Raw genomic sequence first — 26966 nt, forward strand, 5'->3', positions numbered from 1 at the left:
GAAATTCGGGTTTTTCATTGTGAGGCGATTGTCACGACGCGCCGGCACCCTCCCAGGCGAGATATTTCATCTCCATGTATTCGTCGATGCCGTACACCGAACCCTCTCGACCCAGACCTGACTGCTTGACGCCGCCGAAGGGCGCGATCTCGTTGGAGATCAGACCGGTGTTGATGCCGATCATTCCCGCCTCGACGGCTGCGCTGACCCGCCACGTGCGCTCCGCGTCGCGCGTGAAAAGATAAGCGGCCAGGCCGAATTCGGTATCGTTGGCCATACGGATCGCATCGCCCTCCGCTTCGAATCGGATCAACGGGGTAACGGGTCCGAACGTTTCATCGCGTGTGATGCGCATCGTGGAATCGACATCGGCGAGCACAGTGGGTTCGTAGAACAAGCCGCCGAGATCGTGACGCCGACCGCCGCAGAGCACACGGGCACCTCGACCCACTGCGTCGGACACATGCTCCTGAATTTTCGTGACCGCGTCGACGTCGATGAGCGGTCCCTGCTGGACGCCGGGGTCGAATCCGTCACCGACGACGAGGCCCTCGACCTTCCGGGTCAGCGCTGCGGCAAAACGCTCGTAGATACCGGACTGCACATAGACCCGGTTGGCACTGATGCACGCCTGGCCCGTGTTGCGGTACTTCGTGGCGATAACGCCGTCTACTGCCTCGTCGAGATCGGCGTCGTCGAAGACCAGGACCGGCGCATTGCCACCTAGTTCCATGGAGGTCTTCTTGACCGTGAGCGCTGCTTGGGCCAGCAGTAGTCGGCCGATCTCGGTCGACCCCGTGAAGCTGACCTTGCGGACGATGGGACTACCGGTCAGCACCGGTCCGATCTCCCGCGCGTCGCCGACCACGATGTTCAGCACCCCCGCCGGAACGCCGGCTCGTTCGGCGAGCTCGGCCAGAGCCAGCGCAGTCAGTGGCGTCTGTTCGGCGGGCTTCACCACCATCGTGCACCCGGCGGCGAGTGCGGGAGCTGCCTTGCGAGTGATCATCGCGGCGGGAAAATTCCATGGCGTGATGGCTGCGCAGACGCCGATCGCCTCCCGCAACACCACGACTCGTCGAGACGATTCGGGAGCGGGGAAGATATCGCCGCGAACACGCTTGGCCTCCTCACCGAACCACTCGATGAAGGACGCTGCATAGTTCATCTCGCCGACCGCCTCGGCCAAGGGCTTACCTTCTTCGAGAACGATGAGCCGCGCCAAGTCCTCGGTGTTGTCCCGGACCAGCTCGAACCACCGACGCAAGATGTTCGCGCGTTCCTTGCCGGACAGTCCACGCCATGCGGGCAGGGCGCGGTAGGCAGCGGTGACGGCGAGCTCGGTTTCCTTCGCGCCGGACGAAGGCAGGTCGGCGATGGGTTCACCGGTGGAGGGGTTGTGCACAATCAGACGTTCGCCACCGTCTCGCGTGAGCCATTGCCCGTCGACGTAGGAAGATGACCTGGACAGTGCCAGGTCGGCGAGACCGTGGCCGGATCTGTGTTCGGCGTCGAGTGAAGTAGTCATCGGTGCACCTTCATTTCCGGACTGGCGGGATCGAGATGGGCAGTGGGACTCCGAGTCCCAGGCGGCGGGCCTCGGCCAGGCACATAGCCGCAACGGCGATGTCCTGCACCGCTGAGCCGACCGACTTGTACAACAGGATCTGGTCGTCGTCGGTTCGGCCCGGATGTCTGTTCGCCGCGAGGTCTGCCAGCGAGATGGTTTTCTTCCCGAGATCGATGCCTGCTGCCGTGGCAGCGAGAGCATCTCCGGTGTCGTGCAGGACCTCGTCCACCATGTCCGCGACGATGAGATCGGCGCGATCCATCAGTTCGACATCGACCTCGTGTTGTTCGGGGAGGGTCGATCCGACAGAGACAACCGTGGTTCCGGGGCGGAGCCAGGCACCGCGAACGGTGGGTGACTCATCGCGCGAACGGGCCGCGCAAATCACCAGGTTTGCTCCCGCAACCGCACTCTCGGCATCGTCGGCGGCGGTCACGCGTACATCCGTGTCCTGGAAATCTGCGACGAACCGAAGTCGACTCTCTTCCCGGGGGCTCCACACGCTGACCGAGGACGGGGTGCTTGCCGAGGCGAGAGCACTCAGGTGCTTAACCGCTTCGAAACCGGAGCCGATGACGGCGACGTCGAGATCGCCGGGGCCCGCCAGGAGCTGAGCGGCGAGCGCCGAGGTGGCGGCAGTCCGGAAACCCGTGATCGACTGGCCATCCATCAACGCCACGAGCTCGGCAGTGTGCTCGTCGAACAGGGGAATGAGGTAGGACACCTGACGGGCCGTCATGGATGCGGCAATATGCTTGGCGCCCATGACACCGCCGGCCGATACCCCGGTGAGGGTCCGAAGCCAGCTGGCGTCACCGCGAGCCATCGAGCGTTCCGGGTAACGGGAGTCTCCGACATCGCCGGCGTACGCGGCACGGAGTGCCTCGATTGCCTGCGCCCAGCCGAACGATGCACGGACGGTCCGGTCGTCCAGCAAGAGCGTCACGAGGCGGACATTCGGCGATCGCGAGCTTGCGCCGACACTGCACCGCGTCTGCCACCGCCGTGCTGACTGTGTTCGAGTCGAATCATTGAGGTCACCTAGTTCGGTCCGGGTAGTCCGCGAGCAACGGATGCGCGGCAAGGGCTGCGGCGCGAACATCAGGCTAGGCCGCGTCGATGAGCCGCAGAAACGATTCGTGTCGATGCGAGAGCATCGACCACATCGATAACAGGTGCACACCAGGGGGCTCTCCGCTCCCGTTTCGCCTGTCGAATCCATCGATCTCATCGATTTATCGGCATCGAATTTTTCACCTTCCGGCGTTGTGATGGCGGTCATACTATGACTTCACCATCAGAGCTTCACCCTGATCGACTCGGTGCTTGCAAGGGAGCTACATGACAGTCATCACGCCCACCATCGCTTCGGATGTCACGCCGATCCTCGACCGCGTCGAGACGGAACTCGAGAACAATCGAGTACCGGCGGAGATCTGGAACAACGACGCGGTCTTTCGCGCCGAAATGGACCAGGTGTTCGGTACGTGCTGGGTCTTCGTCGCGCACGAAAGCGAGATCCCCAACGCCGGCGACTTCGTGCAGCGCCGCATCGGACTCGACCCCGTGATCGTCACGCGCGATGGTTCAAGCGGCATCAACGTCTTGTCCAATTACTGCCGCCACCGCGGCACCCAGGTCTGCCAGACGGACACCGGAAACTCTCGATTCTTCAAATGCCCGTATCACGGCTGGACTTATTCCAACAACGGCGACCTGATCGGCACACCACACATGCGCGCGGCCTACGGCACGCGAATGGATCCGAAGGAGTGGGGTCTCAAGAGGGCACCACGGGTCGACGTCCGCTCGGGCTTCATCTTCGCGTCGCTGGCAGCGGAGGGTCCCTCGTTGGAGGAGTACCTAGGCGGGGCCGGCTGGATGCTGGACGTCCTGGTGAAGCTGGCACCCGGCGGTATGAAGATCGCCGGCCCACCCGAGAGATACCAGATCAACGCGGACTGGAAGGCCGGCGCCGAAAACTTTTCCGGTGACGCCTACCACGTCGACACCTTGCACTGGAGCAACGAAGAGGTGGGAATGGTCCAAGGCCTGGGTGCCAACGCCGAGATGATCAATTCGTACGTTTTCGATGGCGGCCACGGGACGCTCGGTCTGCCGTGGCCGCAACTCGGACTGCCCTTGTGGGGCTATTCACCGGAAACCGTTGCCAAATTCGACCTTTCGGCCTTCGACGACGCTCAGCGGTATGTCCTCGAGACCAACCCGCCGACGATTGGCAACATCTTCCCGAATTTCAGTTACCTGCGCGCCTTCGCCCCCACGGTTCCCGGTGGCCCTCCAGCGGTCGTCACGACCTTCCGGGTGTGGCAGCCCATCGCCCCGGGCAAGATGGAGCTGTGGAACTGGCAGTTCGTCTACGAGTGCCAGAGTGAGCAGGAGCAGCTCGATGCCTACGTGACGGGCCAGTTGCTCTTCGGATCCGCCGGAACCTTCGAAACGGACGACACCGTCGCCTGGGAGGGTTCAGCCCGCGCGGCGAAGAGCGCATGGATGCAACGCGAAGACTTGAGCTTCAACTTCGAGCAGGCCGGTAGAACCACGGTCGACACCGCACCCGACCCCGACTATCACGGCCCGGGGATCAAGCGGCGCACCGGTTTCGGCGAATTCGCTCAGCTGGCGTTCTACAAGCACTGGCTCGCCACCATGCGTGGCAACCTGTCTTCCGAGACGATTGACGGGCGGTCCGCGTGATGACCACCGTCGACATCTCCGACCTCGCACCCACTGCTGTTCACCCGAGCCCCCTGACAGACCTCGATCTGCAGAACACTGCGACTCGGTTCCTGGCCCTCGAAGCAAAGTTGTTGGACGAGGCCGACGAGGAAGAATGGTTCCTGCTCCTCGATCCCGAACTGCTGTACACGATCCCGATCAGACAGGCGACCGAGAGGCGGTCGGACGAAGTCGATCGCTCCGCGTATCGGGTCCGCGACACCTTGGCGCACGTACGTCTGCGCATCGATCGACTGGCTACTTCTCAGGCGTACTCGGAGATCCCGCCCTCGCGCACCATGCGTCTCGTCGGGTCGGTCCTGGCTCGACCGACCGACCGTGACGGCGTCATCTCGGTCTCGAGCGCCGTACTGCTGTACCGCCAGAGAGGAATCGATCCGCACTTCGATCTCCTCCCCTACCGGCGCAACGACGAGCTTCGACTCACCGCGGACGGGCCGCGACTCCTGCGCAGGGAGATTCTCCTGACCGAAGTCGCGATCGCCACTCCCAACCTCGGACTGTTTCTGTGAGCAAAGGATCTTCTCGATGAGTGACCAGACCGTCGTCCGTCTGGACGCCGCCCGGTGTCGTTCCTACGGCATCTGCACGAGCATTCTGCCCGATGTCTTCGATCTTCCGGCAGACGCCCCGGCTGCGGTCCTGCTACGTCACGAGGTCGATCCTGACGATGTCGACGACCTCGCAGAGGCAGTAAGGGCGTGCCCTGCACAGGCCATTCTTCAAGGTCCCGGGCCGTCGTGATGGGCGCCTTGTCGGGCACGGACAACGTCGTCGTGGTCGGGGCGTCCGCGGCGGGCCTTGCCGCAGCAGATGGGCTCCGTGAGGGCGGGTTCGAAGGTCGGATAACCGTCCTGGGTTCCGAATTGCACCATCCCTACGACCGTCCGACGCTGTCGAAAGGGTTGCTTCTCGGCCGTGGCGAACCGGAGCTTCTCGAGATCCGCTCCACAGAGAGACTCAGCGAGAACCGTATTTCGCTCATGCTCGGTCACCGAGCAGTGGGACTCGACGTGGATCGCGGGTACGTGATCACCGATCACGGTGAAACGCTGCCGTGGGACGCCGTTGTCCTGGCGTGCGGTGGTCGCCCACGGGTACTCACCACGGTCGAGGGCGAACCGCTTCCGGTCCTCCGGACCCCGGAGGATCTCGGTGCCCTCCGGCGGGCAGCCGCCCGCCACGGGGACGTGACCGTCGTCGGCGCCGGTCTGATCGGGCTCGAGATCGCTGCCGGACTCACGGCCCATGGTGTGTCGATCACAGTTCTGCACGACACAGAGCGACCTCTGGAGGCCATCGTCGGCCCCGAACTCGGCCAGGTCCTCGCCGACCTGCACACCAAGCACGGTGTGCGACTGAAGATGTCGAGCGCAGTCACGTCCGTGACGGGTGGACTGGGCGCATACACGCTGCACCTGGCGGACGGCTCGACGCATCGGACCTCCTACGTGATCGCCGGCATCGGAGTCGACCCCGACGTGGAGTGGCTTCTGGGCTCGGGTGTCGCCCTCGACAGAGGCGTACTCACCGACACAGCCGGTCGAACCAACATCCGCGGCGTGTGGGCGGCCGGCGACGTCGCCCGATCCGCTCACCCGATGTTCCGCGAGCCGATGCGCATCGAGCACTGGACACACGCCGTCGAGAAGGGCAGGCACGTCGGGCTCAACATCGCCCGCGGCTCCGGCGAGCCCTTCGGCGGCGTGCCCTACTTCTGGAGTGATCAGTTCGGGCATCGGTTCCACAGCTACGGTCGACGGGCCCCCGGTGACGAGATCTTCGTTGCAGAGGGGTCGTTGTTCACCGACGAATTCCTGGTCCTGTTCGGCCAGGGCGGTGAGTTCCACTCCGTGTTCGCCAGTGGGCTCTCTCGGTCACTGCGCGGGTACAAGAAGCTACTCGCTCGTGGCGGCACCTGGGACGAGGCCCTCGCTCTCGCACACGCGGCGAACTCCGATCAGGCACGGTCAGTTGCCCGTTGATCGGTGTCGCCACAGTCGATCCACTCCCCCATTTCACGCCAGTCACCTCTCTCGAAGGACTACAGCCATGCAACTTCTCGATGACCACGTCGTCCTCATCACCGGTTCGGGGTCCGGTCTCGGACTCGGCATCGCCCGACACTTCCGTGACGAGGGCGCGACGCTGGCATTGTTCGAATACGACGACAAGAAGTTCGCGACGCTTCGGGAAGAGTTCGGCAGCGACGCACTGGTGGTACAGGGAGACGTCCGCAGCATCGCCGACCTGACCCGTTGCCGCGACGAGATCGTTGCTCGATTCGGACGGTTGACGAGCATAGTTGGCGCGCAGGGAATTTGGGACGGCAACGTTCGGCTGGCCGACACACCGGTGGAGCGTGTCGACACTCTCCTCGACGAAGTCTTCAGCATCAACGTCAAGGGCTATGTCCTGACCGCGCGGATCTTCCTCGACCTGCTCGAGGCCGAAAAGGGTGCCGTCGTATGGACCTGTTCGCAGGCGGCGTTCGCCGCGGACGGCGGCGGAGTGGCCTACACCGCAAGCAAGGGCGCCATTCGCGCTCTGGTCAATCAGATGTCATTCGAGTTCGCGCCGCGGATCCGTGTCAACGCCGTGGCACCGACCGGAATCGCCAACAGTCAGCTGCGCGGGCCGGCTGCACTCGATCTCGAGAACTCTCTGCAGTCCGACATTCCGGCCGACGTGTACCGACAGCAGTTCGAATGGCTGGCTCCGCTTCAGCACATGCCGACGCCCGAGGAGTACGGCCCGCTCTACGCATTCCTGGCGTCTCGACACAACACGGTCATGACCGGGCAGACCGTGCTGGCGGATTCGGGATCCCTGAATCGGGCACTGATCAGCATCCCCGAACTTCTCGCCACGATGCCGGGTGCCTGAGCACCCTCGTTCCGCACCTTCATTTCACGCAACAGAGAGAGCCTGATGTTCGAATACTTTCCGGGCAACTACGTCTGGAACATGTCCGTGGTAGGTGCCATGAACTCCGGCGGACGCATCGACGAGGTCGATCGTGCGTGCCGCCCGCTGCTCGAGGCCGCGAAAGGCGGTAGCGATGCCGGCACGGGCGAGTTCTTGAAGGTCTGGACCGGCCTCACGGATTCGCTGGTGGAGTCGGCTCGGACCGCGGAGAAGGCGGGCCACGATCTGACCGCCGGCGGGATCTATGCCCGTGCCACGAACTATCTGTGCACCGCTGAGCGGATGCTCTCCGCGAGCCACCCCGACCGCGCGTCCATCTACCGCCGGGTGATGGAGCTGGCCCAGAAGGGTTTCGACCTTCGCGACCACCGCATCACTCGGGTTGCCATCCCCTTCGAGGACACGACTCTGCCCGGCTATTTCTCGGCGGCTCCGGCGACGGCGGACGGGCCGGCTCCGGTCATCATGCTCATCAACGGCCTGGACTCGACCAAAGAGCACATGTACATCTCGGGATTCTGGGCCGAGTTGGCAGATCGGGGCATCTCGTGTCTGATGCTCGACCAACCCGGCTCAGGGGAGGCACTTCGTCTGCAAGGTCTGACGGCACGTCGCGAATCCGAGACCTGGGCCGGCTGGGTCGTCGACTGGCTGACTGCACGAGAGGACGTCGACACCGCCCGAATGGGAGTCGTGGGCTGGTCGCTGGGTGGCTACTACTCGCCTCGGGTCGCGGCTTTCGAGAAGCGCTTCGCCCTGTGCGTCGCCTGGGGAGCGAACCACAACTGGGGTGCGGTGCAGCGTCGGCGGCTCGACCGGGAGGGCGAGCACCCGGTTCCGCACTACTGGGACCACGTCTTGTGGGTCTGGGGCCACGACGATCTCGACGAGTTCATCGACTTCGCCGACTCGATCCACCTCGATGGAGTCGTGGAGAAGATCACGGTGCCGTTCCTCATCGTGCACGGAGAGAACGATCGACAGATTCCCTTGGAGTATGCGCACCGGTCCTACGACCAAGCGGTGAACGCGCCTTCTCGCGAGCTTCGTATCTTCACCGCTGAGCAGGGCGGTGCGGAGCACATCGGGATCGATGACCTGCCCCGAGTCGGCACCGACATCGCTGATTGGGTCTCCGACACCTTCGCGGCGGTGGTCTCGCAACCGACCGGCTAGCACCCCGACCGATCACAACGTCCACCGATCACTCTGCTGAGGCTCCGGACCGGCGCCGCCCGTGCATCGGCCGCCCTCATCGCAGCCACCTCATGGGGGCGGCTGAGCCCCCACCACAACGACAGGAGCTTCGCCATGCGTTTCGCCACGTGGGTTCACGCTGGTCGAACCACCTCCGGCGTCGTCAGCGACGACGGACTGCACGCGTTCGAACGGCAGGGATCCATCCTCGAAGTCGTTCGCGCCGGACTCCCCGCCGCCCTCGAGGCCGGTTCCGAGGCACTGGGTCATCGTCCCGTCCAACTTGCCGACGTACGCCTGCTGCCACCGTTGGACCCCCCCACGGTGCGCGACTTCGCAGCATTCGAGGAACACATGGACGGGGCCGGCCGATCGATGGCAGCAGCCCACGAAGTCGAGCCCGAGTGGTACAAGAGACCGGTCTTCTACTTCAGTAATCCCTACGCGATGATCGGTGCCCACGACGACGTGGCCGTGCCCCCGGCATGCCAGGTCCTGGACTACGAACTCGAGATCGCAGCCGTCGTATCCCGGGATGGAATGTCCATCGCCCCGGACAAGGCTCGCGACCACATCTTCGGATACACGATCTTCAACGACTGGTCGGCTCGTGACACCCAACTCGCAGAGATGAAAGTCGGCCTCGGGCCGACCAAGGGCAAGGACTTCGCCACCACACTCGGGCCCTTCCTCGTGACGGCCGACGAACTCGATCCTCACCTGACCTCCGACGGCCTCCTGGATATCGACGGCACGGTCTCGGTGAACGGCACAGTCACCGGCCGGGACAACCTGCGCAACATGAGCTGGTCGTTCAACGAACTCGTGGCCCAAGCGTCACGCGGGACATGGGTCAAGGCCGGGGACGTCCTGGGATCCGGAACTTTCGGTAACGGCGGATGTCTCGGTGAACTGTGGGGTCGCTCCGGTACTCGCACCCCTGCGCCACTCCAGCCCGGCGACGTGGTCGAGATGACGGTGGCGACCCTCGGGACGATTCGCAACACCGTCGTTCGAGGCCCGGATGTGCCGGCTGTCCGCGAGGCACGTCGGCACGATTGGAACACGCAGCGCAGCAACTGAACTCAAGTCGAGTCGACCGGTAGATCGTTCGCATCGACGACACCGCCGACATGGCGGTGTCGTCGATGCGTGCATTCACGCGTCGTGGTCGCGCCGGCTCACCATCGATTCACCGAACCACTGCATCGAACGCTCCGGGGGTAATTACGTGACATCTAAATCCAACACCAGACGGCTGATCACGGAGATCGGCTGGTATCTCGCGGAAGGCGGTGCAGGTATCGCATCGACCCATGTCCCTTTCGACGGTGACTTCTGGGCAGAGAAGAGGTTGCAGCGCCAGACCGACCATCAATTCGCAGAGCTCGTGGAGGCGGCGAACATCGACCTCGCGAACGACAGAGTGTGAGTTGCACTCGCCCAGTCATTCCTCAGCGGCGTGCAGCCAGCGCTGGTCGGCGCGAGCCGCACCAAAGAGTTGGGCGTCGTGTCGGCGAGCCTCCGGTTCTCGTTGCACGTCGAAGACACCGGGGAGGGCAGGTCCTGACTGCTCGGCGAACGTCACGACGAGTGGTCACGCCGTGCTGTCAAGCCACCTCCCCGCGACGACCGACAGTCAGCCTTACACGAGGCGACGCGTGAGATACGCGCTGACGATCTGGTTGAACTCGTCGGCGCGCTCGACCTGCGACCAGTGTCCGCACTGGCTGAAGATGTGGGCGTCCGCGTGCGGAATCACGTTGAGCAGCTCCCACGTTCGCGACACCGGGATGACCACGTCCTGCACCCCGTGGATCAGGAGTACCGGGATCTCGAGCTTGCCGAGAACGTCGAAGTCGAGGGGCAGTTCGGTGCGGTCCCGGTCGCGGGCGGCGACGACGTCCGCGAGTCTGTCGGACGCGGTGTCGTTCAGGGCAGACTGGTAGCGCAGTGTCACGAGCTCGTCGGTGACCAGTGAGGTGTCGACGACAAACTGCTCGAGGGTTTGGCGGATGCCCTCCTCGCTGAGTTGAGGGTTCGAGTGCCCTTTGAGTGCTCCGGTCAGCTTTGCGCCGCCCGTGCCCATGGAGACGATTCCGAGGAGACGCTCGGGGAAGTCGATGGCGAATTGGAACGCCAACCATCCGCCGAGTGAGTTCCCGACGATCCAGGTCTTCTCGATGCCCAGTGCATCGAGGACACGTACTGCGTGGCGAACCCATTCGCGAATGCCGTACTCGGTGCCCTCGGCGACGACGCTCTGGCCGTAGCCGATGGAGTCTATGGCGATGCAGCGACCGTGCTCGGCGAGCTGCGGGAGATTGAGCCACCAGTTCGCGGCGGCCGTCACGCCGGTGCCCGATCCGTGCAGGAACAGGATCGGTGTGCCTTCTCCGAGTTCGTGGTAGTGAGTGAGTTCGCCCGGGGCGGTGGGTAACCACTTGTCTTCGAGGCCGAAGAAGGCGTCGGTGGTGTACGAGGGAACGTCGACGGGGGCACTCATGGGGATCTCCTGTGTCGGTCGAGAGGGTCGGTTCGGTGCGCTGCCGAGGCGAGTCAAGCCCGTGCGGCGACGAGGTCGAGCGCGATGTCGGTGATCAGGTCTTCCTGGCCACCGACCAGGCCGCGTTCACCCACGGCGAGCAGGATGGCGCGGGTGTCGAGTCCGTACTGCCGCGCAGCGGTTTCGGCGTGCCGGAGGAAGCTCGAGTAGACCCCTGCGTAGCCGAGGGTCAGGGTCTCTCGGTCGACCTGGACGGGGCGGTCCTGCAGGGGGCGCACGATGTCGTCCGCGGCGTCCTGGAGGCCGAAGAGATCGCATCCATGCTTCCACCCGTTCAAGTCGGCCACGGCGACGAACGGCTCGATCGGGCAGTTGCCGGCGCCGGCGCCGTGACCTGCAAGTGAGGCGTCGACGCGGGTGACGCCTTCCTCGACGGCGACGACGGAGTTCGCGACGGACAAGGACAGGTTCTGGTGGGCGTGGATGCCGATCTGCGTGTTCGGGTCGAGGACGTCGCGGTACGCCCGCACACGCTCTCGGACACCGTTCATCGTCAGACGTCCACCGGAGTCGGTGACGTACACACAGTGTGCGCCATACGATTCCATGAGGCGCGCCTGCTCGGCGAGCTGCGCCGGTTCCGCCAGATGCGACATCATCAGGAACCCGGAGACGTCCATACCGAGTTCACGGGCTTTGTCGATGTGCTGGGCGGAGACGTCGGCTTCGGTGCAGTGCGTGGCCACGCGGACGGAGGTGACGCCCAGGTCGTGGGCCTTGGTCAGCTCGGCCACCGTGCCGACGCCGGGCAGGAGGAGGGTGGTGAGCTTGGCGCGGTGCACGGCCGAGGCCGCGGCTTCGATCCATTCCCAGTCGGTGTTGCTTCCGGGCCCGTAGGTCAGGCTGTGGCCGGCGAGGCCGTCGCCGTGGGTGACCTCGATGGCGTCGACACCGGCGGCGTCGAGGGCGCCGGCGACGCGGGCGACGGTGGCGGGATCGATGCGATGTCGCATGGCGTGCATGCCGTCTCGGAGGGTGACGTCCTGGATGTAGAGGGCGGCGCCGTCGGCGGCGAAGGCGCGCGTGGTGGTCTCGGTCATCGGGCTGTCTCCAGTGCTGCGTCGGTGGCCATCTTCTCCGCGACCTGCAGGGCGGCGGAGGTCATGATGTCGAGATTGCCGGCGTAGGCGGGCAGGTAGTGCGCGGCGCCCTCGACCTCGAGGAACACCGACACCTTCCACAGGCCCGGTCCCTTCTCGACACCGCCGGTGAGGGTGGCGACGGATTCGGCGTCGTCGAGGGCGGTGAACTGGACGTCCTGCTTGAGGCGGTAGCCGGGAACGTAGGCGGAGACGTCGGCGACCATGTCGTGAATCGACCGTCGGACGGCGTCCTGGTCGGGATCGGTGACGAGGGCGAGCACGGTGTCGCGCATGATGAGCGGCGGTTCGGCGGGGTTGAGGACGATGATGGCCTTGCCGTGGGCTGCTCCCCCGACCTTCTCGATCGCCTCTGCGGTCGTCTCGGTGAACTCGTCGATGTTCGCGCGGGTGCCGGGTCCCGCGGACTTCGAGGCGATCGAGGCGACGATCTCGGCGTAGTGCACCGCGGTGACGCGGGAGATCGCTGCCACGATGGGAATCGTGGCTTGTCCGCCGCAGGTCACCATGTTGACGTCGGGAGCGTCGAGGTGCTCGTCGAGATTGACGGCCGGTACGACGTACGGGCCCAGCGCGGCGGGGGTCAGGTCGATCAACCGCTTCCCGTGGGGTCGCAGTGCCTCTGCGTTCGCGACATGCGCCTTGGCCGAGGTGGAGTCGAAGATGATGTCGATGTCCGCGAACTCGGGGTGGTCGATCAGGCCCTGGACACCGGAATCGACTGTGCTGATGCCCATTCGGCGTGCGCGGGCCAGACCGTCGGAGTTCGGGTCGATGCCGACCAGAACGGCGATCTCGACGTTCTTCGCGACTCTCTTCAGTTTGATGACAAGGTCGGTTCCGATGTTGCCGGAACCGATGACAGCGGCTTTGGTGGGCGCCATGGTGTCTCGTTTCGTCGTGGTTCTGGTGTCGGGTGGGATGTGCTGCTCAGGCGGTGAAGGTGGCGGTGACCGTGCCGATGCCGGAGATGGTTGCTTCGTAGGTCGATCCGGCGGTGACCGGAACCATGGGTCCGAGTGCGCCGGAGAGGATGACTTCGCCTGCCTGCAGGGGCGATCGGTAGGCCAGGCTGGTGTTGGCCAGCCACACCAGTGCGTTCCACGGGCTGCCCAGGCAGTCCGATCCCCGGCCGGTGGACACCTGGTCGCCGTCGGCGGTCATGGTCATGCCGACGTCGGCGAGTTCTGGTGCGGCGGTGCGGGTGACGGTGTCGCCGAGGACGTAGAGGCCTGAGGAGGCGTTGTCGGCGACGGTGTCGGCGAGGGTGATGTCCCAGCCGGCGATTCGGCTGTCGACGATCTCGAAGGCTGCGGCGACCGTGTCGACGTAGTCGGGGGCGTCGTCAATGGTGATCTCTCGGTCGATGGTGCTGGCGAGGATGAAGGCGATCTCGGCTTCGATCCGTGGCTGCAGCAGCCGGGTGGAATCGATCTGATCGTCGGCGGAGACGTCGAAGTCGTCGAACAGGACTCCGAAGTCGGGGCGATCGACGCCCAGTTGCTTCTGCACCGCCGGAGATGTCAGGCCGATCTTGCGGCCGACGATGCGGCGACCCGTGGCGATGCGCGCCTGCACGTTTCGCGATGCGATGAGGTACGCGGTGTCGACGTCGTCGCTGGCGACGAGGTCGCGGACGGGGGCGCACGGCGTCTTCGCCGTCGACGCCTCGGCGAGACGGTCGGCGGCGGCGACGATTGGGTTCGGCACCGAGGTCACGGGGGGAACGGAAGTCATGAGAGGAACGCTATCGACGCGCCGGGGCCTGCACTAGGATCTGTCCCATGTCGCGGGATGTGGTGTCGGTGTTGCAGCGAGCCGCGTGGGTGCTCGACTCGTTTCCGGGGGGTGCGGCACTGACGCTGGCGGAGGTCGCCACCCGCACCGGACTGCCTCGCTCCACCGCTCACCGGTTGTTGGTCGATCTGACGAATCTGGGCTGGTTGACGCGCCGCGACAACACTTTCGAGCTCGGGTTGACCTTGTTCGAGTTGGGTGAGCGGGTGGGTCTGAAGCATCGCCTGCGCAGTGCCGCGTTGCCGTTCATGCAGGATCTCTTCGCGGTGACCGGGCAGACTGTGCATCTCGCGGTCAGGGACGGTGCCGACGCGGTGTACGCGGAGAAGATTCACGGGCATGCCGCGTTGCCCTTCCCCTCTCAGATCGGGGGCCGGATGCCGCTCACGTGCACGGCCGTGGGAAAGGCGCTGCTGGCCCCCGAGGATCCGGACGTTCGCGCCCGCATCCTGGCCGGTCCCCTGCGTCGATACACCGCGCACTCGATCACCGACGCCGACGTGCTCGCCCGCGAACTCGACGGGGTGCGGCGCACCGGGGTGGCCACCGAGCGCGAGGAGGCCGCTCTCGGGGGGTGCTGCCTCGCGTCGCCTGTGATCTCTCTCGGCAAACCCGTTGCTGCGCTGTCGGTGTCGGTGCCCGCTGAGCTGTTCGAGCCGCAGCTGCTCGCGCCGGCCGTGCGGACGGCGGCGTTGGCGTTGGGCCGTGTGCTCAACCGTGCGGACCCCCACGGGCGCGACGAGTGACCTCGCCGCGCACATGAGGGCCGCAGATCGGATCACTTGCTGACCAGTCCCGTCCGCTCGGCCGGCACGGTGGCCGAGCGTCCGCTGTCTACCGCGAGCTGCAGCGAGGCGCCCTTGCGGCCCCAGCCGCCGGGCAGCAGGATCACCGACACCACGGAGATGATCGAGACCACGATCAGGTAGATCACGATCGACACGCTCGAGTCGGTTGCTGCGTAGAGGGCGGTGGCGATGGTCGGCGCGAAGGCGGAGCCGACGACCTGAGAGAGGGTGTAGCCGATGGAGACTCCGGAGTAGCGGACGTCGGCGTCGAAGACCATCGAGAACAGTGAGCCCGTCACGCCGGCCGCCGGTGCCATCGCGATACCGAACACCAGTACCAGCGCCACCATGAACAGCCAGGGGTTGCCGGTGTTGATGAGGGCGAAGGCGGGTCCGATGACGATGCCCATCGCCGCGGCGCCGGCCAGGTAGAGCGTCTTTCGGCCGAAGGTGTCGGACATGGACCCGAACACCGGGTACAGGACGACAGCGACCAGTCCGGCGACGAACACTCCGGCCAGCGCCTGAGTGCGGCTGATCTCCGCCACCGACGTCGCGTAGGACACCAGGTAGGCCATGCAGATGTAGGCGAAGACGCCCTGGCTGAGATAGGTACCGGCGATGAGAAGGATCTCGCGGCGGTGCTTGCGGAAGGCTTCGACGATCGGCATCTTCGTCACCGCCTTCTCGTCGACGACCTTGGCGAAGTCGGGGCTTTCCTCGAGGGTGAGTCGGATGACGAGTCCGACGACGATGAGCACGGAGCTGACGAGGAACGGGATGCGCCAGCCCCAGGAGAGGAATTGCTCGTCGGGCAGTTGGGAGACCGCGAAGAAGGCGAGGGTGGCGAGGCTGACGCCGGCGGGGGCGCCCATCTGGGAGAAGGACCCGTAGAAGCCCTTGCGGTTCTTCGGTGCGTGTTCGACGGCCATGAGGGTGGCGCCGCCCCATTCGCCGCCGACGGCGAAGCCCTGCAGCAGCCGCAGCAGGGTCAGCAGGATCGGTGCGGCGATGCCGATGCTGGCGTAGCTGGGGAGCAGGCCCATCAGGAAGGTGGCCACTCCCATGCCGACGAGGGAGAGCACGAGCATCTTCTTGCGGCCCAGGCGATCACCGTAGTGACCGAAGACCACTCCGCCGAGTGGGCGGGCGAGGAAGCCGACTCCGAACGTGGCGAAGGACAGCAGCACCCCCATCAGGGGTGAGGCGTCGGGGAAGAAGAGTCTGGGGAACACCAGGGCGGCGGCGGTGCCGTAGATGAAGAAGTCGTAGTACTCGACGGTGGTCCCGATGAAACTGGCCATCGCCACCCGCAACGGGGAGCTCTTCGGCCGCGCCTCGGGGGACGCCGCAGGGTCGGCGATCATGAGTATCCAATCATTGAACGTCTAGAACGCTAGGGAACGGCGTGCGGGACCGGTGGTCCCGCACGGCAGGTCAGGGAACGCTGATGAAATTGGTGAAGCCGCCGTGGCGGGCGGGGAGGCTGTCGAGTGCCTCGTTGATCTTCTCCAGCGGGAAGGTGTGGTGTTCGAGGACGGACAGGTCGAGCACGCCTGCGGCGGCGAGGTCGGCCATGTCCTGTGCTTCGGCGGTGGAGAACCACAAGCTGCCGAGGACGGAGATCTGGGAGCACATCATCGAGAACAGGTCCAGCGCGGGGCGTTCCATCATGCCTCCGATGTCGACGGCCGTGCCGCCTCGGCGCAGCGTCGCCAGGGCGTCGATGATCGATTCCGCCGGCGCTCCGGGTCCGACGGAGCTGATGACGATGTCGACGCCGTCACCGCCGGTGCGTCCGCGCAGCCACTCGTTCACCTCACCGTCGCCGAGGGCGTGCACCTCGATGCGGTCGGGTGCGATGGCGCGGACGTCCTCGAGGAGTTCGGCGTTGCGGCCGGTGCCGTAGATCTTGCCGACCCCCAGGGCGAGCGCGTTGAGGCAGGCGCCCAGTCCGAGGGTGCCGGAGATTCCGTCGATGAGAACGGTGGTGCCGGGTCCGGCGCCGGCCTTGCGGAGCGCGGAGAACGCGGTGCCGAGGTAGCCGAACCGGGCCGCTTCCTCGAAGCTGACCGAGTCGGCGATCTTGACCAGGTTGCGCTGCGGAGCGGTGAGGTACTCGCTCAGTCCGCCGTAGGGGTAGGCGTCGAACAACTTCTGGCCTTCGGGGCCGAAAGCGAAGTAGCCCATGAAGGTGTACTTGTCGCAGTTCTGGTCGATGCCGTTGCGGCAGGCGCGGCACGCCCCACAGGACAGTCCCGGGTTGACGTAGACGCGATCGCCCACCGCGACGTCGGTGACCTGTTCCCCCACGGCGGTCACGACACCGGAGGAGTCGAGACCGAACACCGCCGGCAGCTGTGGGAGGGGCAGGTAGGGGAACCATTCGGCGTAGGTGGCGAGAACGTTGCGGAGGTTGGGAACGATGTTGCAGGCCTTGACTTGCACCACGACGTCGGTCGCGCGGGGGGTGGGGATCGGCAGCTGTTCGAGCTGCATCGGCTGGTCGATCTCGTGGAGGCGAGCGGCGAGCATGGTGTCGGTCATGGCGGTGGCTCCTGATGTGTGATGACTGCGCCGTTGCGCAGTGCGGGTGATCGGGTCGAGGTGTGCGCTCAGGCGCTGGGCGCGGCGGCGGCGGTCAGTGCTGCGGCGAACTCGTCGATGGTGGTGATCTCGGCGAGCAGTCCGAGCGAGTCGATGCTCGCGGCGTGCGCCTCCTGCGACGCTGCGGAGCAGGCGTCCTCGACCACGACGGTGCGGTATCCGAGGTCGCTGGCGGTACGTGCCGTTCCTTCGACGGAGAAATTCGTGGCCACCCCGGCGAAGGCGACGGTGGTGGCGTTCGCAGCGTCCAGGACCGAGGCGAGGGCGCTGTCCTGGAAGCCGCCGACGCGCTGGTGGGTGACGACGGTGTCTCCGTCGTGAGGGGTGAGCTCGGGGACGATGTCGGCCAGCGGCGACCCGTCCTGCAGGCAACCGGACTGCTGGACGATGCCCAGGATCGGCGAGTTGACCGTCAGGTCGGACAGGTCAGGCTTCCAGGCCACTCGCGTGAAGATCACGGTGCCGCCGGCGCCGCGGACGGTATCGGCCAACGCGGCGATCTTCGCGACGACATCGCGTTCGACGACCTGGGCGTGAAAGAAGTCGGCGAACGCTCCGTCGGGTCCGATGACGTCGCCCTGGCAGTGGACGACGACGAGAGCGGTGGTGCGGGGGTCGAGCTCCATAGGAGGTCTCCTGAGTGAGGCGGTCGCGGTCGACCGACGGAGCCTGCTCGACCATCGGTCAACCCTCGATCGGAGTGACCAGACGAACAGGACTGGAATGCTAGCGTTCCAGATCACGGTAACTGATGGTGACGTGGACCACAAGCCTTCTCTCCGGGTGGCATGCTCGGGACCACCGGGGAGCGGCGGAAGTCTTCCCGGGAGCGTGGGTGATGTGGTGCAGACAGCGCGGGTGTCGACACCGACGGCCGGCAGCGCTGGAATGCTAGCCTTCGTAGCTGTGGCCGGTGCCACCGTCAGGTGACGCGGACGGTCACGGCGAGACGACCAGTGCGGCACCGACACACGAATCGAGATCCGTGGGTCGAGCCCCCGCGCAGGAAGGAAATGCTGTGTCCACCAACGCTCACCTGTCCGGTGCGAGGCTGTCCACGGTCCTCTACGACACACTCAAAGGCCGACTCCTCGACGGCCGATACCGAGCCGGCGAGAAGATCGTCGTCGAGTCGGTCCGCCACGAGTTCGGGGTGAGCAAGCAACCGGTGATGGATGCGCTGCGTCGACTCTCGAGCGACGGACTGGTGTCCATCGTCCCGCAGGTCGGCATTCAGGTCGTCTCCTACACCCGCCGCGAGGTGGAGGACTTCTTCACCTTGTTCGGCGGATTCGAGGGAACCATCGCCGGGGTGGCTGCGCTACGCCGCACCGACGAGCAGCTGCGTGCACTCGACGCGGTGTCCGAGGCGGTCGACGAGTTGATCGACTCGCACGACGGTGCCGAACGTTCCCGCGGCTACCGGGCTCGCAACCGCGAATTTCACGCCGTCATCCACGACATGGCGCACTCGCGGATCATGGCCGAGACCTCCCACCGGATGTGGGACCTCTCGGACTTCCTCATCAACACCGCCGGAGCGGACGACCCGCTGTCGAGCGCGCTGGTGGAGCGCCAACACGATCACCGCAGCATCACCGATGCCATCCGCATCGGTGACGCACGTCTGGCCCGGGTGACGATGGAACAACACATCGTCGACACGGTGGCAGTGATCGGCACCGAGGAGCCCGATTCGCTCACCGGGTGAGGTCGGTGGCGGGAGCGGGCACTGCGGGCGGCATCGAACTACCGCCTCTGCGATAGCCACCGTCGATGCCCGACCGATGCGACCGCTCAGGCTCGACCGACGCCGTGATGTGGCCGACCATCGCCGCTCGCGCGACCTCGACACGTCGTTGACGGATCGCCGCCCGGATGACGTCGTGGTCGTGGTTACGGTCGACGATCACCCCCGAGGTGGTGGACGCACCCCCGGTCGTGCTGATGAGGAAGTCCGACAGGTCCCACATCCGCTCACTCTGCTCGGCCATGATCCGCGAGTGCGCCATCCGGTGGATCACCAGGTGAAACTCGCGGTTGAGCTGGCGATACCGTCTCGCCCGCTCGGTATCGTCGGCGATCGCGTGCACACCCTCGATGGCCGTCCAGGCGGCGTCGAGTTCGCCCACTTGAGCGTCCGTGCGCCGGACCGCGGCGGCGGCAGCGATCTCGGACTCGAAACTGCCGAACAGCCGGAAGAAATCCTCGACCTCCACAGCGGTGTAGGACTGGACCCGGCACCCACTCTGCGGAACGATCTCCACGATTCCCGTGGCCTCGAGCCTGCGCATCGCGTCCATCACCGGTTGTTTGCTCACCCCGAACTCCACCCGCACCTCGTCGATCGAGATGCGCGATCCCGACGTGATCCGGCCGTCGAGGATCCGCTCCTTGAGTCGGTCGAGCACCACTCGGGCCAGGCCCGGCCCTGCCGGGCGTCTCGATCCGTCGGGCTCGCTCATCCACTCACTCCTCGTCGCCGGGCGGCAATTCTAGAACTTCGGACGCAGGCTGGCATCGTCCGGACTGCGAGAACCCGGTGCGGCAGGGCATGGGTGCCGCGGAGAACGAATCGATGCGGCACCCGCGGCCCTCAGGCTCCCACGACCGTGGTCAACCCGAACCCGGCGATGAGTTCGCGAATCGGCCGGTAGTAGCTGTAGGTGACGTCGAACCCGCCGCATGCGGACATGGCGGCGTACCCGGCGATCCAGGTACGGACCTCGTGGGAGGAGTTGCCGGCGACTCTGGTCATCTCGCTCGGTGACCACTGATCCAGTTCGGTGAGATCGCCGGAGGCGAGGATCGACATCAAGGTGCGGTCCCACTCGGGGGCCAGATCCTGGATGTTCGCTGTTCCCGCGGCGAAGTCGCGGGCGGCGTCGATCACGCGTTGCTGCCGGGCGGCGCGGGCCTCCGCCGTGATGGGACCGCCTTGACCGAGCAGGGCGCGCCGTTGCTCGGCGGTGGCGGTGGCCAACCGAGGGACCGGCGGGTCGTGCGATAGCCCCCCGGAAGCAATGACCAGCACTTTGCGGTCGAGCGTGGAGACGTATCGTCCGATCGCCTCACCGAGGAGGCGGACGCGCTGCACCGGAGTGAACGGCGGCGCGACGGAGTTGACGAAGATCGGGATCACCGGTTTGGCGGCGATATCGTCGTAGAGCAGTTCCATCGGTTGCACGGCGCCGTGGTCGACCTGCATCTCCAGCGACACGGCCAGGTCGATGCCTTGGTCGATCACATACTCGGTGAGCTCACGCGCGAGATCTTCCGGGACGTCGAGCCGGCCGGCCTGGCTGCCGTAATCGCCGATGCTCTCCGCGGCGTACCCGACGCAGAACGGCGGCATCAGGTTGTAGAAGAAGCCGTTGTAGTGATCGGGCGCGATGTTGACGACCACGTCGGGGTCGTACTCGTGGACGAAACGTCGAGCCTGACCGAAGGCGGTCTCGAGTTCGGCGGTCACCTCCGCGGGCAGCTCGGCGTGTTCGAGGAGGGGGCTGTGGCTCATGGCGAGCAGCGCTACGGTCACGACTGGTTCCTTCCGGTCTCGACTCCGGCGAGCGCAGGCTCGGTGTCGGGTGCCGCTTGGGGAACGGTGATCGGCACCTGCGCCGTGCTGAACTGCGGGGCCCCGGCGTCCTCGCCGGACGCGGTGCGTGCAGTGGACACGGCCAGCACTGCGTCGAGGGCCGCATCGAGTGCGGACGACGCCTCGGCGTCGTCCCAGACCGGACCCTGGTGGCGCCAGGCGACGTATCCGTCCGGACGCACCAGAATGGCTCCGGCCTCGTGGATCTCGCTGACCGCGCGCCAGTACCCGTACGGATCCGCCGCTCCGGGTTCTCCGATCACCACGGTGCGCAGGTACGGCAGGTCCAGGTTTTCGGCGGCGTTCTTCCACGCCTGCCCGCCCAGTCCGGTGAGCAGGGTCATCATGCCCTTCCCTGTCACGTCGAGCGTCGACGTTCTGACGCCGTCCCGTCCGACCAACCAGGCATGGGGCAGCTTCGCGCCGGGTCGGGTGGTGGCCTGGAGGTAGAGCTGCTTGTCGCGGGCCCAGTGCTCGGGTTCGTCGGCGTCGACGACGGCGCCGGATTCGTAGCGTTGGTTCAGCTCGACGCCGTGGGCGTTGAACTCCGTGTTCTTCAGCTCCAGCGCCTCGTACAGACGATCGCGGAGCGCCACCCCCTCGGGCGTGCCCTCCTTCAGCTTGCTCAGACCAGCCGCCACGGGGTCGTCGCTGTCGGTGTCGAACCATTCCCGCAGTCCTGCATAGTCTTTCCTCGACTGGTTCGCGCGGGCCACGATCTGCCGACCGACCGGAACGCGCTCGGGTGAGTAACTGTCCAGCAGAGCCGTACCGGCGTGCCCCTTGACGACGAACGCCACCTTCCACGCGAGATTGAACGCGTCCTGCATCGAGGTGTTCGAGCCCAGGCCACTGCTCGGTGGGTGGCGATGCACGGCGTCACCACCGCAGAACACTCGACGGTCCTGATAGTGCTCGGCGTACTGCTGATTGACGTACCAGAACGATCGGGAGACGATGTCGAGCTCCAGCTCGGGGTCGCCGACCAGGGTGCGGATGCGCTCGATGACGGTGGCGTCGGAGACGTCCGGCTCACCGGCGGCCATGTCGAACCCCCAGCCGGCGATCCACTGATCCCACGGGCGGATCGCGCGCAGAAGCCCCATGCCGATCTCGCCGAATCCGGCTTTGGAGTTCATGATCCAGTGCAAGATGCTCGGCCGATGCGCGACGTACTTGCTCAGATCCGCGTCGAACCGGATGTAGGCGGTTCCCGCGCGGGCCAGTTCGCCTTGGAACGGGAGCTGCAGCTGTTCGGCGATCTTGGAGCGCGCACCGTCGAACCCCAGCAGGTACCGAGCCCGTTGGGTGAACACCGACCCGGAACGGACATCACGGAAACGGACGGTGACGCAGTCGTCGTCCTGGGTGTGGTCGAGGTACTCGGTATGAAAGCTGATGATCGCTCCGCGCTCGGCGGCGTTCTTGATCAACACCGGCTCCATCAGCGGCTGCGGAATGTCGAGCATCGAGCACGGGCTGCCGGCGAGGTAGTCACCGAAGCGTGGGTCGCCGGTGCCCCAGGTCTGCAACCGAACGATCTCCTCCCCCGCCAAGCTCGTGGTGAACAAGGTGTCGCCCATCTGGTCCCACGGCGTGGCGTAACGACGCGCCTCGTCCTCCACTCCGAGGTCCCGAAGCACTTCCGCCGCACGCTGATTGGTGATGTGCGCCCGCGGTGAATTGGCCACCCACGGGAAGATCGACACCGCGTGGACACGCACGCCGTAGCTGGCCAACGCCAACGCGGCCACACCTCCCGCTGGGCCGAGGCCCACCACCACGACATCGGTGTCGTAGCCGCTGCCGTCGGAGGGGAACGGGCGGAAGATCGGTTCGGGCAACTGTGAATTCTGCATGGCACCTTCTCGACGTCGAGAGACCCCGGGGCCACAAACGGCCACGTCGGGTGATCGGGGTCACTGCAACTAGCATGCCAGTTGATTCGCAATATGGGAAGAGCGAGCTCGGCCTCCAGAAAACATTTTCGCATTTCTCCTGGAGACAGCCTCGGTGATACCCGGTGCTCGCGAGGCTTGAACGCCAGGACCAGGCATCTGGAACTCTAGAAGTTCAATTTGCAGCGGTTGGTTGAGGGACGAACTCGTCCCAGAACGCTTCCAGCAGCAGAGAGGTGCGGCTGTGGTGACGGGCGATGGCGATCGACCACCTCAGAGGAGGTCCGACGATGTCGAGTATCTGCACGTCCCGCCGATGCGCGGCGATGAAGTCGGGCACCACGGCGATGCCGATGCCTGCAGCGACGTAGTTCGGGACCTGAGTCGGCTCCGCCACTTCCAGATTGACCACCCGGTGCAGACCCCTTGCGGTGAAGACCTCGTCGGTGACCATCCGATTGGTCTGGCCGGTCGGCGACTCGATCCACGTTTCCGACGCCACGTCCGACAGGTCGAGTCCCGAACGGCCGGCCAAGGGATGGTCCGGTGCCGCAATGATCACCAACGGCCCCTCGGCGAGAATCTCCAGGATGATCTTTCTGTGGGCATCAGCAGGCACTGCTCCCGGGAATCGGCCTGCGAGGAACGCGACGTCGACCTCGGACCGTAGGAGCCGTTCGACCAAACCTGCTGTTCCCACCGCATCGGAGAGCACATGCAGTGTCACATGAGGGTTCGCGTCGCCGAACCGCTTGAGTGCCGCAGGCAGGCCGATCGGCTCCGTCGACCCGATCGCACCCACTCTGAGAACGCCGTTCAGTCCGGACGCGATGTCTTGCAACGACGTTCGCGTCAGTTCGAGCTCATCGAGAATGGCGCGCGCCCGCGGAACCAGAGCCTGCCCCGCGGGGGTGAGCCTCGCAGTTCGAGCCGACCTGTCGAACAACTGCACCCGAAGATCGTGCTCAAGTGCTTTGATCGACGCGCTGACCGTCGATTGCACCGTGTGCATGTGCGCCGCGGCGGCTGCGAAGGTACCGGTCTCGACGACCGCCAGAAAGGTGTCGAGCAGACGCGAGTCCATCGTCGCATCGTAATTCTCGATCAGTTCGATCGATAATCATCGTTGGACGCAATAGCTGCGGGCCGCCATGCTCGCTTCATGAGTACGAATACAGGCCACGACGACGTTCCGTCATCGATGACGCTGACCGGGCATCAACGCTCCGTACTCGCCGGCGCCGAGGGCGGGGCGATGCGCAAAGTGATGCACACCCTGGTTCGCTACGGAGCCGTCTTCGGCGCCCGCCGATTGGTAGCTCTGGACGGACCCACGCATGTGGTCACCTCGATGGGTATGGCCGGACTAGATGCTGCTTTCGACCTCCTCGACACCCTGGTGGCCGCCGGCGTGAGAACCGTCCAACCATTCACCGTCGACCCCCGCCCGTACGACTTGGACAATGTCGACTACACCAACACCGAACTCCACGAGCTCCGAGCGCTCTACCCCCATCAGGACCGCTATGAGAATCAACTTCGGGCACTCGGACTCAAGGACGACGACGCCTACTCCTGCACCGCCTACCTGCCGGAGACAGGTAACACCCCGCGGGAGGGGCAGATCCTCTCTTGGGCGGAATCTTCGGCAGTCATCTACGCGAACTCCGTCCTGGGCGCGCGGACCAATCGCAACTCCGGCCTGATCGAGTTGATGGGCGCGATCGCCGGTTACGCACCGGAGTTCGGTCTCCTCCTCGATTCCGGTCGCAGAGCGACCTGGAACATCGAGATCCGCACCACCGCATTGCCCTCCCCCACGCTCCTGGGAGCCGTGATCGGGGCGCGGATCACCGACGGTGTGCCGTATATCAGAGGCCTCGACGGCGAGCTCACAGCGCTCGGGCCCGAAGCCCGACGGGACTATCTCAAAGACTTCGGCGCGGCAGCCGCCGCAGCAGGGGCCGTGGGCCTGTTTCACATCCACGGGATCACCCCTGAAGCGCGACGCCTGGGCCCGGCTTTGTGTGTTCGCGACGCGCAGACCGTCGTGGTCGACGACACTGCTGTCGACGACCACGCACTCGCGACCAGTCCCCGCCTCGACCGCGTCGAACACACGGACTCGGACGCCCCGACGGTCTTGATCGGGTGCCCCCACCTGTCCAAGGAACAACTCGTCACCGCAGCCCGCACCATTCTCGACGCCCTCGCTGCAGTACGACGCACCACGGTCTCGACCAGAACGATCCTCAGCACCGCCCCCACTGCGGCCAGAGCTTTCCGAACGGACCGGCCCGACATGTACGACCGGTGCCTGTCCGCCGGCATCTCGATCTCCGCGTTCTGCCCAGCGCTGCACATGAATTGCCCGTCCGCCGCTGCGAAGACTGTCATCACCAACTCCCAGAAACTACGCACGTACACCACCAGCTCATTCTTCCGAGACGGCGACGTGCTCGACCACATCGTGCACGGAACCACGACACACGCAACCGGATCCATCTCATGACCACCTTCGTGGGGCGTGTCGTCAACCCGGGAACTGTCCGGGGCGACTGCCTGGTCACACGCCGCGGGTTCAACATCCTCGCCTCGTACTTCCACGGAATCGCCCGCGCCGACCCCACCTCCCACGACCGCACCAACCCCGACCTCTATGGGCGCATTCTGGCCGGCAGCATCCTGTGTCTCAACCAGGCCGTCGGATCCACGACCGGCGGAATGATCTTGCAGTGCGCCGCCCAGCAGGGCATCGCTCCGGCCGCGATGCTCTTCGCCGACCACATCGACTCCATCTCGGCAGCCGGAATTCTGTTGGCCGACATCTGGAACGACAACCGCATCATTGCAATCGACCAACTGGGGAACGAGTTCCTCGAGGCCGTCAGCACCGGCTCGGTCGTCGAGATCGCTGCCGACGGAACCGTCACTCTTTCCTGACGGTCGACTGCCTCTCCACCCCGTCGAGAGACGACCTGATGACAGCACAACCCACCCCGCTCGGCACCGCCTCGACACGCGCCGAAGGGTTCCGCGTCAGGTACTGGAGGCTCTGATCAAGCGCCCGGTGGGACGCCGCACATAAGCACCCGGGAGCCGTCACGGTATGGCGAGCGTGACGCGCTCCCTGCTTCCGTGGTCGACCCGGTCGTGAGCAGTCGCGATGTCTGCCAACGGCATCGGTGGCGCAACCGGAAATGACAGTGCACCGGACCCGGCCGCTGCTGTCAGATCGGCAGCGGCGCTCTCCTTCGCCTCTCGAGGGAAGTCGTCGCTCCCGAGTAGTCGAAGTGTCATGTTGCTGAACAACATCGGCCAGAACGGCAGCACCGGACGGTCCGACCGCGTCCCGTAGGCAGCGACGACCGTTCCGTTGCCCGCCACCGCGGTGTCGAGTTCGACGTTCTCCGACAGAGCCACTTCCACGATGCGGTCGACCGGCCCCGACGCGAACGCGCGGATCTGATCCGCGACATCGACATCACCGAGTGCGACGACACTGTCGTGTCCCCGCTCGCGGGCGGCGTCCACATCGCCGACGGTGCGCACCGTGCCGATCACGGTCGCACCGTTCCAGCGGGCGAGTTGAGCAGCCAGCGATCCCACCGCACCCAACACTCCCTGCACCAGAACAGTTTTACCTTCCACTGAGCCGTCCCCGAAGACGGCACGATGGGCAGTGATACCCGGAATGCCCAGACACGCAACGAGGGCGTCCTCGACACCGTTCGGCGCGCCGACGGCCTGCCACTCGGGAACGACGACGTACTGCGCCGCCGTGCCCAGAGCGCGATAGGACTGCGCGCCGAAGACCCAGACCCGCTCCCCGACACGGGAGGGGTCGACACCCGGCCCCACCTCATCGACGACACCGGCCCCGTCACTGTGCGGAACGACCCGGGGGTACGGCATGCCGGATCCTTGCCAACCGCGTCTCTTCTTCGTGTCGCCCGGATTGACGGAGGACAACGAGACCCTGACGCGCACCTCGCCGGCCGCCGGTTCCGACGTCGGCATCTCCCCCAGGATCAACACCCGCGAGGGCCCCTGCTCCTCGTACCACGCAGCGATCATGGGAACTCCCGAGTCGTCGTCGGACGAGGACGCTCCTACGTCGACCGCGACCCTACCTCGAAACGAGGTAGCTGTCATAC

Annotated in this window: 26 protein-coding genes; 12 read left to right on the top strand and 14 right to left on the bottom strand. The window is 65.7% G+C overall.

The genetic code is table 11. The annotated features are described in order from the left end of the window. Positions 1 to 31: 31 nt before the first annotated feature. Positions 32 to 1528 (bottom strand): NAD-dependent succinate-semialdehyde dehydrogenase, encoded by a 1497-nt coding sequence (locus tag HQ312_RS10530; protein WP_261782183.1) that lies wholly within the window; start codon positions 1526 to 1528, stop codon positions 32 to 34. Positions 1529 to 1538: 10 nt separating this feature from the next. After that, on the bottom strand, positions 1539 to 2516 hold the full coding sequence (locus tag HQ312_RS10535) for an ornithine cyclodeaminase family protein (protein WP_222638603.1): 978 nt from the start codon (positions 2514 to 2516) through the stop codon (positions 1539 to 1541). Positions 2517 to 2911: 395 nt separating this feature from the next. Here HQ312_RS10535 and HQ312_RS10540 point away from each other — a divergent pair, with 395 nt between their 5' ends. The 8 genes from HQ312_RS10540 to HQ312_RS10575 all read left to right on the top strand — a co-directional run bounded on the left by HQ312_RS10540 (position 2912) and on the right by HQ312_RS10575 (position 9887). Beyond that, a complete protein-coding gene (locus tag HQ312_RS10540; protein ID WP_222638553.1) occupies positions 2912 to 4288 on the top strand; it encodes a Rieske 2Fe-2S domain-containing protein in 1377 nt (458 codons plus the stop codon). Next, positions 4288 to 4842, top strand: a complete 555-nt coding sequence (locus HQ312_RS10545; RefSeq protein ID WP_082544692.1) for an aromatic-ring-hydroxylating dioxygenase subunit beta — start codon at positions 4288 to 4290, stop codon at positions 4840 to 4842. Before HQ312_RS10540 ends, HQ312_RS10545 begins: the two co-directional genes overlap by 1 nt. 16 nt (positions 4843 to 4858) lie before the next feature. Then, positions 4859 to 5074 carry a ferredoxin gene (locus HQ312_RS10550; RefSeq protein ID WP_222638554.1) on the top strand — a complete coding sequence of 72 codons (216 nt, stop codon included), beginning with the start codon at positions 4859 to 4861 and terminating at the stop codon, positions 5072 to 5074. Beyond that, positions 5074 to 6315 (top strand): NAD(P)/FAD-dependent oxidoreductase, encoded by a 1242-nt coding sequence (locus tag HQ312_RS10555; protein ID WP_261782238.1) that lies wholly within the window; start codon positions 5074 to 5076, stop codon positions 6313 to 6315. The genes HQ312_RS10550 and HQ312_RS10555 overlap by 1 nt, the downstream gene beginning before the upstream one ends. Before the next feature lie 67 nt (positions 6316 to 6382). After that, on the top strand, positions 6383 to 7216 hold the full coding sequence (locus HQ312_RS10560) for an SDR family oxidoreductase (protein WP_222638556.1): 834 nt from the start codon (positions 6383 to 6385) through the stop codon (positions 7214 to 7216). Positions 7217 to 7261: 45 nt separating this feature from the next. Beyond that, positions 7262 to 8434 (top strand): S9 family peptidase, encoded by a 1173-nt coding sequence (locus HQ312_RS10565; RefSeq protein ID WP_222638557.1) that lies wholly within the window; start codon positions 7262 to 7264, stop codon positions 8432 to 8434. Positions 8435 to 8569: 135 nt separating this feature from the next. After that, positions 8570 to 9538 carry a fumarylacetoacetate hydrolase family protein gene (locus HQ312_RS10570; RefSeq protein ID WP_222638558.1) on the top strand — a complete coding sequence of 323 codons (969 nt, stop codon included), beginning with the start codon at positions 8570 to 8572 and terminating at the stop codon, positions 9536 to 9538. A gap of 148 nt (positions 9539 to 9686) precedes the next feature. Continuing rightward, positions 9687 to 9887, top strand: a complete 201-nt coding sequence (locus HQ312_RS10575; protein WP_222638559.1) for a hypothetical protein — start codon at positions 9687 to 9689, stop codon at positions 9885 to 9887. Positions 9888 to 10100: 213 nt separating this feature from the next. Here HQ312_RS10575 and HQ312_RS10580 read toward each other — a convergent pair whose 3' ends face one another. Genes HQ312_RS10580 through HQ312_RS10595 form a run of 4 tightly spaced genes read right to left on the bottom strand, consistent with a single transcriptional unit; the run spans position 10101 to position 13858 of the window. Beyond that, positions 10101 to 10961, bottom strand: coding sequence for an alpha/beta fold hydrolase (locus HQ312_RS10580; RefSeq protein ID WP_222638560.1), 861 nt, complete (start codon positions 10959 to 10961; stop codon positions 10101 to 10103). A 53-nt stretch (positions 10962 to 11014) separates the two neighbouring features. After that, positions 11015 to 12061: a 4-hydroxy-2-oxovalerate aldolase gene (gene dmpG / locus HQ312_RS10585; protein ID WP_222638561.1), complete on the bottom strand. Its 1047-nt coding sequence runs from the start codon at positions 12059 to 12061 to the stop codon at positions 11015 to 11017. Beyond that, complete coding sequence (locus HQ312_RS10590) at positions 12058 to 13005, bottom strand: acetaldehyde dehydrogenase (acetylating) (protein ID WP_222638562.1); 948 nt, start codon at positions 13003 to 13005, stop codon at positions 12058 to 12060. Before HQ312_RS10590 ends, dmpG begins: the two co-directional genes overlap by 4 nt. Before the next feature lie 46 nt (positions 13006 to 13051). Then, positions 13052 to 13858 carry a 2-keto-4-pentenoate hydratase gene (locus tag HQ312_RS10595; RefSeq protein WP_222638563.1) on the bottom strand — a complete coding sequence of 269 codons (807 nt, stop codon included), beginning with the start codon at positions 13856 to 13858 and terminating at the stop codon, positions 13052 to 13054. Between the two features lie 47 nt (positions 13859 to 13905). On the opposite strand from HQ312_RS10595, the gene HQ312_RS10600 reads away from it, so the two are divergent. Further along, entirely contained in the window at positions 13906 to 14664 is a 759-nt protein-coding gene (locus HQ312_RS10600) for an IclR family transcriptional regulator (protein WP_222638564.1), read from the top strand. Positions 14665 to 14696: 32 nt separating this feature from the next. Here the strand turns inward: HQ312_RS10600 and HQ312_RS10605 are convergent, their stop codons facing one another. The 3 genes from HQ312_RS10605 to HQ312_RS10615 form a co-directional block, all read right to left on the bottom strand. Next, positions 14697 to 16073: an MFS transporter gene (locus tag HQ312_RS10605; RefSeq protein WP_261782186.1), complete on the bottom strand. Its 1377-nt coding sequence runs from the start codon at positions 16071 to 16073 to the stop codon at positions 14697 to 14699. Positions 16074 to 16143: 70 nt separating this feature from the next. Continuing rightward, the gene (locus HQ312_RS10610; protein ID WP_222638565.1) at positions 16144 to 17253 is read right to left on the bottom strand and encodes an alcohol dehydrogenase catalytic domain-containing protein; all 1110 of its coding nucleotides are present in this window, start codon (positions 17251 to 17253) and stop codon (positions 16144 to 16146) included. A gap of 68 nt (positions 17254 to 17321) precedes the next feature. Next, a complete protein-coding gene (locus HQ312_RS10615; RefSeq protein WP_222638566.1) occupies positions 17322 to 17939 on the bottom strand; it encodes a cysteine hydrolase family protein in 618 nt (205 codons plus the stop codon). A gap of 392 nt (positions 17940 to 18331) precedes the next feature. Between HQ312_RS10615 and HQ312_RS10620 the strand changes: the two genes are divergently transcribed. Beyond that, a complete protein-coding gene (locus HQ312_RS10620; RefSeq protein ID WP_308123867.1) occupies positions 18332 to 19024 on the top strand; it encodes a GntR family transcriptional regulator in 693 nt (230 codons plus the stop codon). On the opposite strand, the gene HQ312_RS10625 is transcribed toward HQ312_RS10620, so the two are convergent. The 4 genes from HQ312_RS10625 to HQ312_RS10640 all read right to left on the bottom strand — a co-directional run bounded on the left by HQ312_RS10625 (position 19014) and on the right by HQ312_RS10640 (position 23893). Beyond that, positions 19014 to 19778 carry a GntR family transcriptional regulator gene (locus tag HQ312_RS10625; RefSeq protein ID WP_222638568.1) on the bottom strand — a complete coding sequence of 255 codons (765 nt, stop codon included), beginning with the start codon at positions 19776 to 19778 and terminating at the stop codon, positions 19014 to 19016. The two genes, HQ312_RS10620 and HQ312_RS10625, sit on opposite strands and share 11 nt — an antisense overlap. Before the next feature lie 131 nt (positions 19779 to 19909). Further along, on the bottom strand, positions 19910 to 20851 hold the full coding sequence (locus HQ312_RS10630; protein ID WP_222638569.1) for a 3-carboxyethylcatechol 2,3-dioxygenase: 942 nt from the start codon (positions 20849 to 20851) through the stop codon (positions 19910 to 19912). Continuing rightward, positions 20848 to 22770 carry an FAD-dependent monooxygenase gene (locus HQ312_RS10635; RefSeq protein WP_222638570.1) on the bottom strand — a complete coding sequence of 641 codons (1923 nt, stop codon included), beginning with the start codon at positions 22768 to 22770 and terminating at the stop codon, positions 20848 to 20850. The genes HQ312_RS10630 and HQ312_RS10635 overlap by 4 nt, the downstream gene beginning before the upstream one ends. A gap of 214 nt (positions 22771 to 22984) precedes the next feature. Then, the gene (locus tag HQ312_RS10640; protein WP_222638571.1) at positions 22985 to 23893 is read right to left on the bottom strand and encodes a LysR family transcriptional regulator; all 909 of its coding nucleotides are present in this window, start codon (positions 23891 to 23893) and stop codon (positions 22985 to 22987) included. Positions 23894 to 23971: 78 nt separating this feature from the next. On the opposite strand from HQ312_RS10640, the gene HQ312_RS10645 reads away from it, so the two are divergent. Then, positions 23972 to 25321 (top strand): aconitase X catalytic domain-containing protein, encoded by a 1350-nt coding sequence (locus tag HQ312_RS10645; protein ID WP_261782187.1) that lies wholly within the window; start codon positions 23972 to 23974, stop codon positions 25319 to 25321. Next, positions 25318 to 25752 (top strand): aconitase X swivel domain-containing protein, encoded by a 435-nt coding sequence (locus HQ312_RS10650; RefSeq protein WP_222638572.1) that lies wholly within the window; start codon positions 25318 to 25320, stop codon positions 25750 to 25752. The genes HQ312_RS10645 and HQ312_RS10650 overlap by 4 nt, the downstream gene beginning before the upstream one ends. A gap of 159 nt (positions 25753 to 25911) precedes the next feature. Here the strand turns inward: HQ312_RS10650 and HQ312_RS10655 are convergent, their stop codons facing one another. Then, on the bottom strand, positions 25912 to 26886 hold the full coding sequence (locus HQ312_RS10655; protein WP_222638573.1) for an NADPH:quinone reductase: 975 nt from the start codon (positions 26884 to 26886) through the stop codon (positions 25912 to 25914). Between the last annotated feature and the right edge of the window lie 80 nt (positions 26887 to 26966).

The organism is Rhodococcus sp. BP-316 (assembly GCF_019836105.1).
Classification (GTDB): Bacteria; Actinomycetota; Actinomycetes; order Mycobacteriales; family Mycobacteriaceae; genus Rhodococcoides.

Excerpts from the sequence above, each read along its gene's own strand:
- HQ312_RS10635 (WP_222638570.1), bottom strand. The coding sequence starts at position 22,770 with ATGCAGAATTCACAGTTGCCCGAACCGATCTTCCGCCCGTTCCCCTCC.
- HQ312_RS10550 (WP_222638554.1), top strand. The coding sequence starts at position 4,859 with ATGAGTGACCAGACCGTCGTCCGTCTGGACGCCGCCCGGTGTCGTTCC.
- HQ312_RS10645 (WP_261782187.1), top strand. The coding sequence starts at position 23,972 with ATGAGTACGAATACAGGCCACGACGACGTTCCGTCATCGATGACGCTG.
- HQ312_RS10565 (WP_222638557.1), top strand. The coding sequence starts at position 7,262 with ATGTTCGAATACTTTCCGGGCAACTACGTCTGGAACATGTCCGTGGTA.
- dmpG (WP_222638561.1), bottom strand. The coding sequence starts at position 12,061 with ATGACCGAGACCACCACGCGCGCCTTCGCCGCCGACGGCGCCGCCCTC.
- HQ312_RS10555 (WP_261782238.1), top strand. The coding sequence starts at position 5,074 with ATGGGCGCCTTGTCGGGCACGGACAACGTCGTCGTGGTCGGGGCGTCC.
- HQ312_RS10615 (WP_222638566.1), bottom strand. The coding sequence starts at position 17,939 with ATGGAGCTCGACCCCCGCACCACCGCTCTCGTCGTCGTCCACTGCCAG.
- HQ312_RS10530 (WP_261782183.1), bottom strand. The coding sequence starts at position 1,528 with ATGACTACTTCACTCGACGCCGAACACAGATCCGGCCACGGTCTCGCC.
- HQ312_RS10545 (WP_082544692.1), top strand. The coding sequence starts at position 4,288 with ATGACCACCGTCGACATCTCCGACCTCGCACCCACTGCTGTTCACCCG.
- HQ312_RS10625 (WP_222638568.1), bottom strand. The coding sequence starts at position 19,778 with ATGAGCGAGCCCGACGGATCGAGACGCCCGGCAGGGCCGGGCCTGGCC.
- HQ312_RS10640 (WP_222638571.1), bottom strand. The coding sequence starts at position 23,893 with ATGGACTCGCGTCTGCTCGACACCTTTCTGGCGGTCGTCGAGACCGGT.
- HQ312_RS10540 (WP_222638553.1), top strand. The coding sequence starts at position 2,912 with ATGACAGTCATCACGCCCACCATCGCTTCGGATGTCACGCCGATCCTC.
- HQ312_RS10560 (WP_222638556.1), top strand. The coding sequence starts at position 6,383 with ATGCAACTTCTCGATGACCACGTCGTCCTCATCACCGGTTCGGGGTCC.
- HQ312_RS10595 (WP_222638563.1), bottom strand. The coding sequence starts at position 13,858 with ATGACTTCCGTTCCCCCCGTGACCTCGGTGCCGAACCCAATCGTCGCC.
- HQ312_RS10610 (WP_222638565.1), bottom strand. The coding sequence starts at position 17,253 with ATGACCGACACCATGCTCGCCGCTCGCCTCCACGAGATCGACCAGCCG.
- HQ312_RS10570 (WP_222638558.1), top strand. The coding sequence starts at position 8,570 with ATGCGTTTCGCCACGTGGGTTCACGCTGGTCGAACCACCTCCGGCGTC.
- HQ312_RS10590 (WP_222638562.1), bottom strand. The coding sequence starts at position 13,005 with ATGGCGCCCACCAAAGCCGCTGTCATCGGTTCCGGCAACATCGGAACC.
- HQ312_RS10650 (WP_222638572.1), top strand. The coding sequence starts at position 25,318 with ATGACCACCTTCGTGGGGCGTGTCGTCAACCCGGGAACTGTCCGGGGC.
- HQ312_RS10655 (WP_222638573.1), bottom strand. The coding sequence starts at position 26,886 with ATGATCGCTGCGTGGTACGAGGAGCAGGGGCCCTCGCGGGTGTTGATC.
- HQ312_RS10580 (WP_222638560.1), bottom strand. The coding sequence starts at position 10,961 with ATGAGTGCCCCCGTCGACGTTCCCTCGTACACCACCGACGCCTTCTTC.
- HQ312_RS10600 (WP_222638564.1), top strand. The coding sequence starts at position 13,906 with ATGTCGCGGGATGTGGTGTCGGTGTTGCAGCGAGCCGCGTGGGTGCTC.
- HQ312_RS10605 (WP_261782186.1), bottom strand. The coding sequence starts at position 16,073 with ATGATCGCCGACCCTGCGGCGTCCCCCGAGGCGCGGCCGAAGAGCTCC.